The following is a 14761-nucleotide window of genomic DNA, read 5'->3' on the forward strand; positions in this document are numbered from 1 at the left end:
GCTTAGTAGCTCAAAAATACCGCCACAGCTAACTCCGGCGATAATCGCATAATAAATAAACGAGATAATTTGTCCTGCAGATAAATGACCTTTCACTATATCTGAAGCTCCGATCCAAACGGAGATTGGATCGGAATTATTTAATTCTAAATAATTATTATGTGCTATAGGTGTCTTATCTATAATTGTAATTATTCTCTCAAGGGCTGTAACAGGTAAATGCATTTCGCTTAGTAGCTCAAAAATACCGCCACAGCTAACTCCGGCGATAATCGCATAATAAATAAACGAGATAATTTGTCCTGCAGATAAATGACCTTTCACTATATCTGAAGCTCCGATCCAAACGACTAAAGTAATCGCAAGAAATATAACGGCTATTGAAATCGCAAAGAATAAAGCACGAATTTTTAAACGGGTTTTGCAGTATATTAAATAGTTTTGTAATTTAGTGTCAAAATCGGCAATTTTGTTTATTTGATGGTTAAAAGCATAAATAGCTCTAATATTATTAAAAGTTTCATCAATATCCGATGCTAAAAGTGACTTAGATTCTAGTGCTTTTTTAGATAAAACCTTAACATGCTTGCCGAATTTAATTAAAGGAATTAATAAGATAGGAATGGTAATAATTACTATAGAAGCGAGTTTAAAGCTTTCACAAAACATTAATGTAATGCCGCCAATTAGCATCACCGAATTGCGAATAAAAAAGGATAAGAAATTAACGATGAGAGTAGATATTTGATCTATATCATTTGTTAGGCGTGAAATTATATCGCCGATTTTTAGTTCTTCAAACTCTTCAATTTCATAATTAATTAAATTACTATAAGCTTCTGTTCTTATTTGATTAACTGCCTTTTCAGCAACATTATTGATAAAATATGAACGAAAAAAACTAGCAATACTTAAGATGATAATTAATAAACAAATATATAATATAGATTTATCAACCGATAAAATATGGTCTTTGCTCAAGCCTTTATCAACTAAATTTCTAAAAATACTACCGATTAGTAATAATGAAGCTGATACGCTAAGTAAAGAGATCATAACGATGATCAAATCTTTTTTATAGAACCTTAGATATTTAGCTAGTCTATATAAAAGTTTGATATCCATAAGAAAAAAATGTCATTGCGAGCGACTGTAGGCGTGGTTGCATAGATATCCAACCGTCATTGCGAGGAGCGAAGCGACGTGGCAATCCAGAAAAATAATAAAAAAGTACTAATTTTAGCATTTTTTTACTGGATTGCTTAGTCAATTACTTTGTAATTTTCTTCGCAATGATGATTTGGTAACCACACAACAATTCCAAAATATGGGGCGAGTGACGGGATTCGAACCCGCGACCCTCAGAACCACAACCTGATGCTCTAACCAACTGAGCTACACCCGCCATAAATTAACAACGTAAATTTAGATTATCAGAAGGAGTTAGTCAAGAATATTTATTATATTAACATATATTCTTTGACTTATATATTATAACTATATATAGTTACAACATGAATCAGTATATAAAACTTATAGATAAAGCTAAACACAATCCTAAAGGATTAAGTTTCTCTGATTCATACTTTAATGACTAAGTGCAGTTGGGTTAAAGATAGGCAAAAAGGTAGCCATCAGATTTGGTGCTCGCCCAAAGGAAATGAAGATGAAAATAAATGATACATTTGACGGGTTTACTATAGAACTTTTTAAAGATACGGATGGAGATTGGCTAGCAAGATTTGAAGAGTTACCGAATGTATCAGCTTTTGGCAATTCGCCTGAAAAAGCACTGCAAGAATTACAACAAGCTTGGACTTTAATGAAAGAAAGTTATATAAGTCATAATCAATCTATTCCCTTAGCTCCGTCTAGGAAAGAGTATAGCGGACAGTTTAATGTTAGAGTAGATAAACGTGTGCATCGAGCTTTAGTACTTGAAGCACTTAGAGCAAAAATTAGTTTAAATGCTTTAGTATCTCAAAAATTAACTTTATCGGTAAAACAATGAAAAAAAAAGCAGTTATTTTATTAAGCGGTGGACCTGATTCTACTACGGTTCTTGAGATAGTTAGCAAAATGGATTATGAAATTTATGCTCTAAGTTTTAATTATCATAGACGCAATAGTCCGGAAGTCCAAAAAATCCAAGGATTAATTAAAGATTATAATGTAAAACAACATAGGGTTATTAATATTGATTTGCAGTCATTTATCGGTTCTGCATTGACTGATGATAATATAGATGTACCAAAATTTAAAAACACAGATCAATTACCAAGTGATATACCGGTTACTTATGTACCGGCACGTAATACAATATTTTTAAGCTACGCACTAGGAGTTGCTGAGGTTACAGGAGCTAGAGATATTTTTATTGGGGTACACACTAATGATTATACTAACTATCCTGATTGTCGTCCTGAATATATAAAATCTTTTGAAGCAATGGCAAATTTAGCAACTAGGGTAGGAGTAAATGGAGAAAAAATTACTATCCATGCTCCTTTAATAAATATGACCAAAGAGCAAATAATTAAAAAAGGGCTTGAGCTTGGAGTAGATTATAGTAAAACAATATCATGTTATGATCCAACAGAAGACGGCTTATCTTGTGGTCAATGTCTATCATGCATTGCACGACTTGATGCTTTTAAAAAGAATGATGTACAAGACCCGATTAAGTATGTATAATTATAGATATATACTCATAAGTAAAATTAATAATAAAATAATATGAAGTAAATTTGTATACAAGGTGGAAACCGTTTTTTACCTTGTATACTCATTAATTTAAAAATCTTCTGTATAATATGAATATGCAATATTTATATTATACAGAAAAATAGTTAGTATATATGATAAATAGAGGGCATTTATATGTCCCTTTTCCTGTGCTTGATTTAAACGATATAGTTTTACGAGAGTTAGCCACGGAGGATGCACAAGATTATTTTAATTATATGAGTAAGCCGGAAATGGCTATTTATATAACTGATAGCAATAGGCCTAAAGACGTAGAAGAAGCCGGAGAGGAAATACGTTATTGGTCTGGTTTATATAAAAATCATAGAAGTTTTTATTGGGGAATTGCCATTAAAGACGATAATAAATTAATAGGTACTGCCGGTTTTAATATAATAAATCTAGAGCATCATAGAGCAGAAATAAGTTATGATCTAGACCCTAATTTTTGGGGTCAAGGTATGATGTTAAAATCTATAAAGAATATTTTAAAATTTGCTGATTATATTGGTATTATAAGAGTACAAGCAACAGTAATTACTGATAATTTCCGTTCGATTAATCTTCTTGAGAGATGCGGTTTTGCTAGGGAAGGAATTCTTAAAAAATACGAAATAGTTGCAAATGAGCATAAAGATTATTATATGTACGCAAGAGTACTATAAGTAAGCATTGTTAAAATAAACATAAAAAAGAAAGTTAATGGTAGTAGAAGCTGATAAAAAAGCATTGATTTGTTCGTTTTGTAGTAAAAAACAACATGAAGTAAAAAAACTGATAGCAGGTCCTGCAGTATTTATTTGTGATGAATGTATAGATTTATGTACAGATATTATGAAAGAAGAAAATAAAGTTGCTTTAAAGCAAATTACTTCTTCAATTCCAACGCCGCAAAAAATATGTGGGATTCTAAATGATTATGTAGTTGGGCAAGATCAAGCGAAAAAGATTTTAGCAGTAGCGGTTTATAACCATTATAAGAGGCTTGAATATGTACAATCCGGCAATAATGATGTTGAGCTTAATAAGTCGAATATCTTACTGATCGGTCCTACCGGTTCAGGAAAAACTTTACTTGCTCAAACGCTTGCTAAAATTTTAGACGTACCTTTTACTATGGCGGATGCTACTTCTTTAACGGAAGCCGGGTATGTTGGTGAAGATGTTGAGAATATATTACTACGTTTATTGATAGCAGCTGAGTTTAATATAGCAAAAGCACAAAAAGGTATAATTTATATTGATGAGGTTGATAAAATTGCCCGTAAATCGGAGAATCCTTCTATTACACGGGATGTATCGGGTGAAGGAGTACAGCAGGCATTACTTAAAATTATGGAAGGAACAGTTGCTTCCGTGCCTCCTCAAGGCGGTAGGAAACACCCACAACAAGATTTCGTACAGTTAGATACTTCAAATATCTTATTTATTTGCGGTGGTGCTTTTATGGGGATTGATAGCATTATAACCTCAAGAACTAATCATAGTTCTATAGGTTTTGCAGCTAACGTAAATATAGATAAAGAGAAAAATAATAGTGAGATTCTTAAATCCCTAGAGATTGAGGATTTAACTAAATTCGGTTTAATTCCTGAATTTATCGGTAGATTACCCATCGTTACTACTTTAGATGAGTTAGACAAAGAAGCTTTAATTACAATTTTAACTAAGCCTAAGAACGCCATAGTAAAGCAATATCAGAAACAATTTGAGCTTGATGATGCTGAGCTTGTAATTGATGATTCAGCCTTAGAAGCTATTGCCGAAAAAGCTCTAGCTAAAAAGACGGGAGCAAGAGGACTTCGTTCAATACTTGAGCATCTTTTGCTTGATAGTATGTATAAAGTTGCCGAGCTAAAAAAACAGCGTGTTACTATTACAAAAGAGGTAGTTAACGGCTTAGTCGAACCGATAATGACCTCTCTCATTTCTACAAAATCAAACAAAAAACAACCGATTATTGAAGATATACCGGCGTAAATATTATTTCTTCTCTATGTCATTCCCGCGAAGGCGGAAATCCAGAAAAATAACTTCAATATTGATGTAAGAAGTTACACATGTGATAAAGTAAACATATACAACACAAGTTTTTTATATGTTTTACTGGATTCCCGCCTACGCGGGAATGACATAAACGAGCATGCAACAAGACCTACGACTGCTCGCAATGATGGGTTGGTATCTATACAACAACGCCGGCTTGACCACGGGACAATACTAATTTAGTATAAAATTTATCCTAAACTAGTATTATAGCGGTTTAAATAGAAAAAAATAATACTCAAACTGATAAATGCCGGCCAGCCTAGGTAGAACCATTATTTAAATAATGTATAATATTTTTCCGGTAGGGGAATTTGCTGTTTTAATGCTTCAAGTGCCATATTTCGTAGTTGAATTTGAATCCATACCACCGGAAGCCAACAACTACCGGCGATTATGTATCCGATAGAAGTTAAGGTAAGCCATAAATCAGAATAATTATAGCCAAGCATATTTACTAATATTATGCCGCTAACCGGTTGAATGATCACAGTTGGAGTTAGTAACAAGAAGCTCAGCTATAACTGTAGTACGAGCTGCATATGTCGTTGCATTCAAATCACCGGTTTTATTTGCCCACCACATAAAAAAAGCAGTACCAATTCCAGTACCAAATAAAATGGTAGAGCTAATAATATGAATAGTTTTTATAAAAAGATAATCCATTATTTATCTCGTTCTATCGCCATGAATACTAAAGTAAGTAATATTATTGGAATATTTTTAAATATCGGACCAAGCGGATCTAGCCACAATATTGGCTTAAGATATGTTAATAGTAGAGTATAAGCTAGTATTAATAAAATTTGTAAACTACATATCCTATTTATTTCATTTTTGATAATTAGTAGAATTCCAAGAATAATATCTGTAAAGCAGCTTCCATATAATATGTAAGGTGCTATTTGTTTATCAAATCCTAGTGATATTATAATTTGCATACTAGCATCATAAACAAAAATGCTTGAAATAATTCCTGTCATTATCCAAAATAGTCCTAAGACAATTTTTATTATAGGTTTTAAAAAATGAAGCCTAGCGTGCCATATGGGTTGTACGGTTAAAGGTTCGGTTGCAAAACCTTGTTGCTAGTTTCTAGGGATTATAGAAGTAAAATCGATAAAATCTTTTTTATCAGCAATATTAGGTTGAAGTAACATATTCTACGCAGTAGAATTAATGGGTCCTATTTTTTTAGACAATCCCCTAATTTAGCTGCTATTTTAATGAATATTAAAGGAATTTTTATTAGTCTTCTAGGATTGACTCCAAGCCATCTTCTAAATCCAAGCAAGATATCCTTCATGGTCACTATGTCTGGTCCAACTATTTTTAATAATGTGTGGACTTTTCCTTCCCTTTCTATACAGTGAATAATTACTTTCGTTAAATCATCAATATGAATAGGTTAAAATTGTTGTAAACCATCACCTATTAAAGGAATAAAATACGGTAATGTTGCAAGAGCCCTAAATAGCGAGGTACCAACATAACAACCGCTTGCGTAAACAAGAGACGGTTGTAAAATTACCCAGTCTATATTTTCTCATTTTTGTAAATATTCTTCGGCTGCTTTTTTAGTTAAAGCATAAGCAATGTTTTTTTCATCATCTATTCCAAGAGCTGAAATATGAATAATCCTTTGTACGTTAGTAAGGGTGCAAGCCTTAAATAGAGCCTTTGGACCATTGACATGAACATTGTCAATATTATTAGCATGACTAGACGTTAACACACCTGATACATTAATAACTATATCTATGTTCAGTATATCACTTCTGCAGTAGGAATTTTTTCCTGGTCGATTCAACATCTCTAACACAGCATATTACTTTATAATTATTCTTTAATAATTCAGCTGTAATATATGATCCAATAAAGCCGTTAGCTCCTGTTACTAGTATTCTCATTATAATATAAACGATTCAGGTACTGACATTTTGTATATCATTAATCAGATCCTGTTGCAAATAGAAGATAAAAAAGGATATGTTATGTCCACAACTATTGTTTTTTTGGTTAAAAACTTTTATAATCCAATCCTCTTCTCTCTTATCATAAACTGGGGTTGCTCGTGTGTGACTTTAATATTATCTCATAATAAAATAATTAAAGATTATAAATAATTATATATAAAAGATTTGAATAAATATTAAGAGATATTTATATTTTAAATATTTATTTAATTGACATTATGAGTAATAAACTAGAAGTAATAATACAATATTATAATGATATATCAAATTTAGGCGTAAGATTATGGAAAACTACTACAGCACTTGCTAGTTTTAATTTAGGTGAGGTATGGAAAATATGGTTCTGTGGTAAAAATTTTAAAGATCTACCGACACTAGATCAAAGTTTGATTTATACTCAATATTTAGAAACAATGTTAAGTAAAGTAGCTGCTACCGGAAAGTATCAAGATAATAATATTGATCATTCTCAATAGAGCAATTGTTTTGAAGAGCTAAATAATCGAGATCATTTTTTATGTATAAAGCTACAGAAGTTAATAGGAGTAGAAAACAAGAATATCATTGATGCTATGCTAGATGATATAGGGGATATAAATTCATTAGAGCTTAGTACCCTAGTTACTAAAGTCCAAGTGTTTTTAAAAAATAATTTAGATTAATCTGAACACTTGATTAAAGCAGCCAAAGAAATCGATGCTATGGCATAACCTCTGACAAGAGAGTATTTTTTATATCGCTATATAGCTAAAGCAATATTACTTACAAACACTTTAAATGCACCTTCCTCTTATGAAAACGAGTTTAATATAGTAAAAAAGCTCATTTAAATTTTGCAAATTATCTTAATTCATTAGAGCAAAGTCTTACTAGAATAGAAAAAGCTAGTGATAAAGTATAATGAAGATCACAAAATTGCTTCTTGGTTAACCGAAAAATCAGCTTTAGTTAGTAATCATTCAGGTAAAATAGCAATTACTTATGTTTCTCTTATAGTGGGTGTAATTGCTTTACGTTTATATGTAATTGACGAAAAGGATCCTTGGTATGAATTATGTGCTTTACCGACCACTAGCCTTGCGATGCTACAAATTGTATTATCTTTTCCCGGTACGGTCTTATCAAATAGACAAACTAAAGAGATGAATAATAATATGTTTCAAGCATTAGAAAATAACAATGACAATGCTGAAGATGTTAAATTTTTATTTGATCACACTCCAAGCTTTGCTAATGATGCCGTAAATACAACTGCGATTTGTTTTAGATATGCTGCTAATTTAGGGTTGCAGCCTATTGATTTATTAAATAATAATACTATTAATCGTATAATTGTATATACGGGCTTTACGATGGTATACAGTTGCAGGAGTAGTAGAAGAACAAAGTAAAGTTACAAATTTTATGCAAAATAAATTAATTAAATTTTTGTATGATAAAATTGTACCGGCTTTAATTGAGCATAAGAAATTTATAGCTGAAGAAATTAAACCATATTTTCAGTTACTATATAAACATTCCAAAACAGATAAGAATACGCAAATAAAACTTCAGGCAATATATAATAAACTTACCAATCAAGATATAGATTTTAACAATATTGAATCAGACATTAGTACCTATCATGGATGGAAGAGTACTGCTATATGTTCGGCAATAGCCACACTGATTTTGGATTATATCTGTTTTTATTTTCGTAATCCAGCATTAGAATTTTATGAAGATCCAATGTTTTATGCATCAACTTCTGTTAAATTCATGCGTCTTGCTTCTTTATTAGTATCAACATATTACGGCAATAAAGTTATAGAAAATATCACCAGCGAAAAATTAACTAATGATGTGTTTTTTCAAAAGTTTTACTATAATGATGCGGCAAGATTGACCGTAGCGATAGTACCTTTAATAATGTTTGAGTCTATTAAAGATTTAAAATTCTTAAGTCTTGCAACTTTAATAGATGTTTTAACAACTGCTATATCGGATTTCAATGTCGGCAAGGCAATTAGTAGTGCAGGCAAGAATATTGCCGAAGAAAACCGCTACTACCCTTACTTGGCTTAATAAGGTTGCCTCAGGCACAAGATGATACAGTTATTGATATTGATCCTACAGAAGAAGTACCATGCTTAGGTTTTGTGGACACTGCTAATTGATTTGCTATTTTGCAGCAAAAAATAGCCAAAATTAAATCTTTTTAGAAATGTCCACAAAACCTAGATTAAGGTTATAAAATTTACGTTATTTAATGTGCTCTTCCCATTTCAAATATAATTGATTCTTCAGAATTAAGTGTTGCATGTATTAAAAAAGGCGAGGTGATATAGGACTGCGCTTCGCTATGCATAAAAGCTTGGTACATTATCAATCTCTAAAGTAAAGTTTTTGCTATATTCAAGAAGTTTTTGAGCAGCTTTTAAGTGTATCAAATAACCTGTAGTTGTATTAAAGTAACCACCATGACCTATCTTCTTTAAATACGGATTATTGTAAATATTATAAAATATTTTGTTTTTAGAATGTGACAAGGACAAATAAATTAAGTCCCAGTCGGTAGGTAAATGCTTAAGCATTGTTAAAAATTTATTCCGGAAATCGTCATTTAGTATAGCATCATCTTCTATTATTAGGGCATAAGGTATATTGTCTTTAACCATTTTAAGCCAAATTTCTCTATGGCTACAATAACAACCGAGTTCACCTGCCGTTAAAGTATGATTTAATATTTTGCTATCGGAATAATAATTTATATTTTCCAAAGGACAAAGTATAGTATAACCGTTATCAAGGGATAAAAGAGCAGGGTTATTTTTTACATCTAAGCCGGGGTAAATCTTTTTCCCCCTGCATCTGTTATAGATAAATTATAACCGTCTACTGCACTAAACCTTTCATAGAATGAATTATTATTGTCGAATTGTTTACTAATATTGTTATACCTATCAGTGCTGCGATCTAGGTTTACTATAAAAATTTTAATATCTTTTTCTTCAAGTGGAGCAGAACCTATTTGATAAGTTTTTAAAAATATAAAAAGCAATGATAAACAAATAATTATAATTGATGTTATAAAAATAGTTTTTAATTTGCCGTATTATAGGTTATTTAATAAAGGTAATTTTTTTCTTAATTTTTCTTTTACTGCGATGTAATTATTTTCTGAAGTCGGTACAATCTTATTGTTATATATCTTATAATATTTTTCATCATCTTTATCAACAGAAATAATATAATTATATAAATCTTCTTCTGAATAATCTTTAGCAAATATTACTGCATTAGGGTTTACATCTTTTATATAACTTTTATCTGCATAATATATATAGGTACTGCTCCTGCTAAATAAGCTTGAAAAGGTTTTTCAGTAACATACCCCTCATATGTTTTATTTTCAAAAGCAATAACAAATTTACATTTAGATAACCATTCACGAGTTTTTTCTTTTGGTATAATTGTAGATTCAGTATTTAAATATTTACTGCCGCTTACTACTTTTTTATACAGCGACAATTTATGAAAAAATCGATTTCTTGCTATGCAGCCGTCGTTTTCAGGATCTTCTATACCGTTAGAGACTAAGAAACAAGCAAAATATGTTTTGTTCGGATTGTATTTTGAGCGTTTATATTCAGTACTGACGTCATTAGTACAATACATATAATATAAAAGTATTCTTATATAATTTGGATGATCTATATAATCAAAACCTATAGATATATCATAATTTTCTAGCTTTGGTCTAACGGATTCACCGGTAAAAAATATCTTTATACTAATCTTTATTACTAATAGTTCTTTGACCAAAAACACTATCAATAATAAGGTCATAATTGTTATGATCTATAACAATTGTTCGTCCGTTTTCTTCAATGATTTCTTTTATCATCGGTAGCTCGTCTATTGTAAAGCCCAGCCACATATTAATAAAGCTCACTCTTATAGCATGTTTGTTTTCTTTTTTAGGAGCTTTAATCTTATATGCTTACACATAGTAACAATATGGCTATACAAATTATGGAAAGTTTTTTTTAACATTTAAATTACCTATTACGAGAAAAATTTATTTATAATTTTTCTGCTATTTGTGGTGGATTTTCTGCTTCCACTTCAATAATCTCAGATTTAGAGGAAACGATTTGATAACGCTCTAAGGTAGCCGGCATGGCTTTATTCCCTGAATCAATACCGAGTTTTTGAATATTCTTTACTCTTGACATAAAATTACGATTAAACGAGGCAGCAAATTTATCGTAATTAGTAATCATATTATGCAGGTTATTACCAATCTTTTGAGAATAATCTGCCATAGTACCGATGGAGCTTAATAGCTTTCTCACTTCTTCAATGATTACCTTATAATTTTCCGAGCGGCGATGATCGGTAATTTGAAATTTTGCAAATGATAGCATATTCATAAGTCCGCTAGGTCCTACCGGGAAGATATTACCGCCCCAAGCTTTTTGTAAAAATTCAGGGTCGGCTGCAATAACTTTCTCAACCGCTTGTTCAGTCGGCAAAAACATTAAAGTAATAACATTGTTAAAGCTCTGATCCTTTTTGTTTAGATTAGTTAAAATATTTGCGGCATAGTCTTTATTCGCCAAAGATTTTAAATGGTAATTCATAGTTTTATTAAGACTCATGTTATTATCTTGCTCGTCTACAAGAAACTTTGAAGCTTTAGAATCAATAACCATTAAATTACCGGAAGGAAGAAAAATGAGCGCATCAGGTCTTAGCTTTCCGCTATCTGATGTAGTTAGACCGTATTGCATAATGAAATCTAAATTAGGACGTAAGCCCGAAGATTTTAAGATATTCTCAAGGGTAATCTCAGCAAGTAGCCCCGCCCCGATCGGAGAAAGCAGAGACTGTTTTATCAAATCAACCGTACCTTTTGATTGCTCTATATCTTTATTTAATGCTCCCACCATCGTAATTAACCGCTCAAACTCACTATTAAATTTTCCTGAAGCAGTAGCGATATTTTTCTCGGCTAGCTCTCTTGCCGCCGTGTTTTCCATTTTATGTATCGCTATTAATTGCTTAGACAAATCTTGACCTAAATCAAATAATGCAGCTTTAGCCGATGAAAATGACTCTTCTCTTATTTTTTCTGAATCCTTAATAGCCTGTTCTTGATATTCTATTTTACACTTCAATTGCTCAATTTTTTGTAAATATCCTATCTTTTCTTGATTTAATAATTGGTTGTTATTGCTAATTTCTAGATTCTGCTCTGATAAAAATTGTAGCTGTGTCCTTGAGGTTTGAGTTTTTACATAAAACCAAATTATTAGCGCTAATAAAATAAGTAGCGTAGTTATAATAGTTGGTAATAAATAAGGCATAGAATGAAGCAAAGTTTAATGTTAAATAATACTAAAGTACCGCATAATTTGTACTAATTATTTTGATATTGCCTAGAAAAGGTTGGTATAGTCATTGCGGATTACTGCAGGTGTTATTGCATGGCTCGTTTTATGTCATGCCTGCGCAGGTCTTGTTGTGTGGACCGAAAAACCCGTTCGGTGTGATGCCGTGGCTTAACCACGATATCCAAAAAAATAACTTAAAATACTAAAATTTTAATGTTTTAAACTGGATCCCGCGATCAAGTCGCGGGGATGACAATTAGGAAACTGGTCCACGCAACGAAGTATTCCCGCTTTCGTGGGAATGACATCAGAAGGCTAAACTATAAAACAACTTTTTCTAGGCAATGCTCAATTTCAATACTACAAGTAAGACTATTTCGATATTAGCCTATAATATTTTTATAAACTTATAGAAATATTATAATGGATAGGTTATATAAAAAGCAAGTTGAAAAATATCTAATAAATTACGGTAAGCTTGTATTTATAAGCGGAGCAAGGCAAGTAGGAAAAACTACAATATCAAAACAAGTCATTAAGCCTAATCCTAATTCAATTTACCTAAATTGGGATTATCTAGAAGATAGAAATAAAATCTTAAACAAACACACCGAACTTTTTAAAAATCTACTTTCTACTATATCCGATAAGAAACCATGCTTAATATTAGATGAAATTCATAAATATAAAGATTGGAAAAATCTTGTAAAAGGATTTTATGATAAATTCGGAGAAAATATTGAATTTATTATAACAGGTAGTGCCAAATTAAATATATATAAAAAAGGCAGCGATAGCCCTAATGGGACATTATATAAGTTTAACCGTGCATCCGTTATCAGTATCTGAAATAGCTAAAAATTTTGATAATGACATTGATTATATAAAAAGCCCAAAAAATATCACTATAGATGAATTTGAAGCTTTAATAAATTTTGGAGGATTTGCAGAAAGTTATTTAAAAGCAACTGCTAAATTTCATAGAATATGGAGTAATCAAAGATTCGAGCAATTATTTAGAGAAGATGTAAGAAATACTGAAGATATCAACAATATTTATGCGTTAGAATTACTTGCTAGCATTATAAATGAGCAAGCAGGCTCATTAATAAGCTATACAAACCCTTGCTAACAAAGTTAGAGTTTCAGACCAAACAATAAGAAGATGGCTCTCTTTGCTAGAAAAGCATTATTATTGTTTTGCTATCAAACCTTGGTCTAAAAATGTTGTAAAAAGTTCGATAAAAGAGCCCCAAATTTACCTTTGGGATTGGTCGCAAATAAAAGATATAGGAGCGAGATTTGAAAATCTTGTAGCTTCTCACCTTTTAAAAGCCGTGTATTTTTGGAACGAAACAGGGCTTGGTAATTTTGGTTTATACTATCTGCGTGATAAACAAAAACGTGAAGTCGAGTTAGTAATAACACAAGATAACCAACCGTGGATTTTAGTGGAAGCAAAAGTAAGTGACTCAACCGTTTCTTCAAGCTTAAAATATTTTCATGAATTACTTAAACCTGAGTTTAGTTTTCAAGTAATTCAAAATAAACAAGCTATTTCGGGCTCTTGCATAAACCGGGGTTATGGATAGTACCGACTATTACTTTCTTATCTCAACTTGTTTGATATGAATTTTTGCAAAAAAGGTAATCTAGGCAAATGTAAATCATATGACTATTTCATTGCTTATATCGAAATAGTCATGACCAATTCGACATTTAATGATCAGCTGTATCCTCGCACATACCACTAAATGTAGCTGAATTGACTATATTCACTTTATCTTCTAGCGGTCCGAGTGGCTGGGCCGGTTTTAACAATTCCGGCGTTAATATAAATTTAGTTTTTTTCTCGATATTCGATAAAAAAGGTAAATGTAAGCTATGAGGGCTGTATATTATTGCATATTTATCCCATTCTAGATATTGTCTATTCAAATTCTCTTTATATTCAGATGGACCATATACTTCTATACTACCAAATTTATATTTTTTTAAAGGATATAGCTCATAATCATAAAAAAAATCATTTGGATATTTATTACGCATACTTTGATTAAAATAAACAAATTTATCATTTTCTTTATGAAATACGAAAATATCTAAGCATCTTTCCCCGCAAATTACATAAATTTTATTATGTTTAACACGATATCCTAATTGTTCAAATTGCGGTAATATTTGTTGCAAACGTATTTCGTCTTCATGCATAATGCCGATATCTAAATCATCGTCAAAAGGAATTATGCCTTGATGTCTAACGGCTCCAAGCAGAGTGCCGCCGTCTATCCAATAATTAATATTATTCTTACCAAGTAGCTCGTGAGTGTCTTTCATTAACTGATAAAGGGCAATAGCTTTTTTCTCGCTAATCCTGTATTTTTTTACTTGTTCATCACTTAAGGTTACATATCGCCAATTATGTTCTAGTAGATAAGCATAACACAATATACCGACGAAAATAGTAAGAATTAAGCGTAAAATATTTTTAAAGGATAATATCGACTTTAATTTTATCACCTTGAACCTTAAATTACATTTTCCCTGCTGATATAACATTTTTGTAACCTATATAAAACAACCGGTTATGACTTTTTTATCTCAATTTGTTTAAAA

At 31.1% G+C, this 14761-nt stretch carries 21 protein-coding genes, 1 tRNA gene and 1 pseudogene; 10 read left to right on the forward strand and 13 right to left on the reverse strand.

The window, feature by feature from the left end:
* Both O6R16_RS07370 and O6R16_RS07375 read right to left on the reverse strand, forming a co-directional pair.
* The coding region (locus O6R16_RS07370; protein ID WP_499680633.1) for an ABC transporter transmembrane domain-containing protein at positions 1 to 1125 on the reverse strand (1125 nt) is incomplete at its 3' end.
* Between the two features lie 203 nt (positions 1126 to 1328).
* Positions 1329 to 1405: transfer RNA gene (locus O6R16_RS07375), tRNA-His, on the reverse strand.
* Between the two features lie 261 nt (positions 1406 to 1666).
* Here O6R16_RS07375 and O6R16_RS07380 point away from each other — a divergent pair.
* From O6R16_RS07380 to clpX, 4 genes are all read left to right on the forward strand, one after another.
* On the forward strand, positions 1667 to 2011 hold the full coding sequence (locus tag O6R16_RS07380; protein WP_499680634.1) for a toxin-antitoxin system HicB family antitoxin: 345 nt from the start codon (positions 1667 to 1669) through the stop codon (positions 2009 to 2011).
* Positions 2008 to 2694 carry a 7-cyano-7-deazaguanine synthase QueC gene (gene queC, locus O6R16_RS07385; RefSeq protein WP_499680635.1) on the forward strand — a complete coding sequence of 229 codons (687 nt, stop codon included), beginning with the start codon at positions 2008 to 2010 and terminating at the stop codon, positions 2692 to 2694. Before O6R16_RS07380 ends, queC begins: the two co-directional genes overlap by 4 nt.
* A gap of 164 nt (positions 2695 to 2858) precedes the next feature.
* Positions 2859 to 3410 carry a GNAT family N-acetyltransferase gene (locus tag O6R16_RS07390; RefSeq protein WP_499680636.1) on the forward strand — a complete coding sequence of 184 codons (552 nt, stop codon included), beginning with the start codon at positions 2859 to 2861 and terminating at the stop codon, positions 3408 to 3410.
* Positions 3411 to 3447: 37 nt separating this feature from the next.
* Entirely contained in the window at positions 3448 to 4725 is a 1278-nt protein-coding gene (gene clpX, locus O6R16_RS07395; protein ID WP_499680637.1) for an ATP-dependent Clp protease ATP-binding subunit ClpX, read from the forward strand.
* A gap of 341 nt (positions 4726 to 5066) precedes the next feature.
* On the opposite strand, the gene O6R16_RS07400 is transcribed toward clpX, so the two are convergent.
* The 5 genes from O6R16_RS07400 to O6R16_RS07420 form a co-directional block, all read right to left on the reverse strand.
* Entirely contained in the window at positions 5067 to 5282 is a 216-nt protein-coding gene (locus O6R16_RS07400) for a DUF2269 family protein (RefSeq protein ID WP_499680638.1), read from the reverse strand.
* On the reverse strand, positions 5263 to 5457 hold the full coding sequence (locus O6R16_RS07405) for a DUF2269 family protein (protein WP_499680639.1): 195 nt from the start codon (positions 5455 to 5457) through the stop codon (positions 5263 to 5265). The genes O6R16_RS07400 and O6R16_RS07405 overlap by 20 nt, the downstream gene beginning before the upstream one ends.
* Positions 5457 to 5774, reverse strand: coding sequence for a DoxX-like family protein (locus O6R16_RS07410; RefSeq protein ID WP_499680640.1), 318 nt, complete (start codon positions 5772 to 5774; stop codon positions 5457 to 5459). The genes O6R16_RS07405 and O6R16_RS07410 overlap by 1 nt, the downstream gene beginning before the upstream one ends.
* 563 nt (positions 5775 to 6337) lie before the next feature.
* A complete protein-coding gene (locus O6R16_RS07415) occupies positions 6338 to 6526 on the reverse strand; it encodes a hypothetical protein (RefSeq protein ID WP_499680641.1) in 189 nt (62 codons plus the stop codon).
* Between the two features lie 37 nt (positions 6527 to 6563).
* Positions 6564 to 6701, reverse strand: coding sequence for an NAD-dependent epimerase/dehydratase family protein (locus O6R16_RS07420; RefSeq protein ID WP_499680642.1), 138 nt, complete (start codon positions 6699 to 6701; stop codon positions 6564 to 6566).
* Positions 6702 to 6985: 284 nt separating this feature from the next.
* Between O6R16_RS07420 and O6R16_RS07425 the strand changes: the two genes are divergently transcribed.
* The 3 genes and pseudogenes from O6R16_RS07425 to O6R16_RS07435 all read left to right on the forward strand — a co-directional run bounded on the left by O6R16_RS07425 (position 6986) and on the right by O6R16_RS07435 (position 8948).
* Positions 6986 to 7243, forward strand: coding sequence for a hypothetical protein (locus tag O6R16_RS07425; protein WP_499680643.1), 258 nt, complete (start codon positions 6986 to 6988; stop codon positions 7241 to 7243).
* A gap of 411 nt (positions 7244 to 7654) precedes the next feature.
* On the forward strand, positions 7655 to 8158 hold the full coding sequence (locus tag O6R16_RS07430; RefSeq protein ID WP_499680644.1) for a hypothetical protein: 504 nt from the start codon (positions 7655 to 7657) through the stop codon (positions 8156 to 8158).
* Positions 8159 to 8675: 517 nt separating this feature from the next.
* Positions 8676 to 8948, forward strand: a pseudogene (locus O6R16_RS07435) (hypothetical protein).
* Positions 8949 to 9106: 158 nt separating this feature from the next.
* Here the strand turns inward: O6R16_RS07435 and O6R16_RS07440 are convergent.
* The 5 genes from O6R16_RS07440 to O6R16_RS07460 form a co-directional block, all read right to left on the reverse strand.
* Entirely contained in the window at positions 9107 to 9526 is a 420-nt protein-coding gene (locus O6R16_RS07440; protein WP_499680645.1) for a glycosyltransferase family 25 protein, read from the reverse strand.
* Between the two features lie 59 nt (positions 9527 to 9585).
* Positions 9586 to 9807, reverse strand: coding sequence for a glycosyltransferase family 25 protein (locus tag O6R16_RS07445; protein WP_499680646.1), 222 nt, complete (start codon positions 9805 to 9807; stop codon positions 9586 to 9588).
* Between the two features lie 254 nt (positions 9808 to 10061).
* Positions 10062 to 10571: a glycosyltransferase family 10 domain-containing protein gene (locus O6R16_RS07450; protein WP_499680647.1), complete on the reverse strand. Its 510-nt coding sequence runs from the start codon at positions 10569 to 10571 to the stop codon at positions 10062 to 10064.
* A complete protein-coding gene (locus O6R16_RS07455) occupies positions 10540 to 10701 on the reverse strand; it encodes a hypothetical protein (RefSeq protein WP_499680648.1) in 162 nt (53 codons plus the stop codon). The genes O6R16_RS07450 and O6R16_RS07455 overlap by 32 nt, the downstream gene beginning before the upstream one ends.
* 130 nt (positions 10702 to 10831) lie before the next feature.
* Complete coding sequence (locus tag O6R16_RS07460) at positions 10832 to 12118, reverse strand: DNA recombination protein RmuC (RefSeq protein WP_499680649.1); 1287 nt, start codon at positions 12116 to 12118, stop codon at positions 10832 to 10834.
* Between the two features lie 450 nt (positions 12119 to 12568).
* On the opposite strand from O6R16_RS07460, the gene O6R16_RS07465 reads away from it, so the two are divergent.
* The 3 genes from O6R16_RS07465 to O6R16_RS07475 are packed head-to-tail and all read left to right on the forward strand — an operon-like array spanning position 12569 to position 13737.
* Positions 12569 to 12994 carry an ATP-binding protein gene (locus O6R16_RS07465; protein ID WP_499680650.1) on the forward strand — a complete coding sequence of 142 codons (426 nt, stop codon included), beginning with the start codon at positions 12569 to 12571 and terminating at the stop codon, positions 12992 to 12994.
* Complete coding sequence (locus tag O6R16_RS07470) at positions 12972 to 13277, forward strand: hypothetical protein (RefSeq protein WP_499680651.1); 306 nt, start codon at positions 12972 to 12974, stop codon at positions 13275 to 13277. The genes O6R16_RS07465 and O6R16_RS07470 overlap by 23 nt, the downstream gene beginning before the upstream one ends.
* A 43-nt stretch (positions 13278 to 13320) precedes the next feature.
* Positions 13321 to 13737: a DUF4143 domain-containing protein gene (locus tag O6R16_RS07475; protein WP_499680652.1), complete on the forward strand. Its 417-nt coding sequence runs from the start codon at positions 13321 to 13323 to the stop codon at positions 13735 to 13737.
* 127 nt (positions 13738 to 13864) lie between these two features.
* On the opposite strand, the gene O6R16_RS07480 is transcribed toward O6R16_RS07475, so the two are convergent.
* Entirely contained in the window at positions 13865 to 14665 is an 801-nt protein-coding gene (locus O6R16_RS07480; protein WP_499680653.1) for a LicD family protein, read from the reverse strand.
* Positions 14666 to 14761 lie beyond the last annotated feature (96 nt).

This window comes from Candidatus Rickettsia tasmaniensis (assembly GCF_036857515.1).
GTDB classification, from domain to species: Bacteria; Pseudomonadota; Alphaproteobacteria; order Rickettsiales; family Rickettsiaceae; genus Rickettsia; species Rickettsia rickettsii.

Bases quoted from the DNA above. Each gene is read 5' to 3' on its own strand.
- O6R16_RS07460 (WP_499680649.1), bottom strand. From the start codon at position 12,118: ATGCCTTATTTATTACCAACTATTATAACTACGCTACTTATTTTATTA.
- O6R16_RS07380 (WP_499680634.1), top strand. From the start codon at position 1,667: ATGAAAATAAATGATACATTTGACGGGTTTACTATAGAACTTTTTAAA.
- O6R16_RS07405 (WP_499680639.1), bottom strand. From the start codon at position 5,457: ATGGATTATCTTTTTATAAAAACTATTCATATTATTAGCTCTACCATT.
- O6R16_RS07390 (WP_499680636.1), top strand. From the start codon at position 2,859: ATGATAAATAGAGGGCATTTATATGTCCCTTTTCCTGTGCTTGATTTA.
- O6R16_RS07410 (WP_499680640.1), bottom strand. From the start codon at position 5,774: ATGACAGGAATTATTTCAAGCATTTTTGTTTATGATGCTAGTATGCAA.
- O6R16_RS07420 (WP_499680642.1), bottom strand. From the start codon at position 6,701: ATGAGAATACTAGTAACAGGAGCTAACGGCTTTATTGGATCATATATT.
- queC (WP_499680635.1), top strand. From the start codon at position 2,008: ATGAAAAAAAAAGCAGTTATTTTATTAAGCGGTGGACCTGATTCTACT.
- O6R16_RS07425 (WP_499680643.1), top strand. From the start codon at position 6,986: ATGAGTAATAAACTAGAAGTAATAATACAATATTATAATGATATATCA.
- clpX (WP_499680637.1), top strand. From the start codon at position 3,448: ATGGTAGTAGAAGCTGATAAAAAAGCATTGATTTGTTCGTTTTGTAGT.
- O6R16_RS07465 (WP_499680650.1), top strand. From the start codon at position 12,569: ATGGATAGGTTATATAAAAAGCAAGTTGAAAAATATCTAATAAATTAC.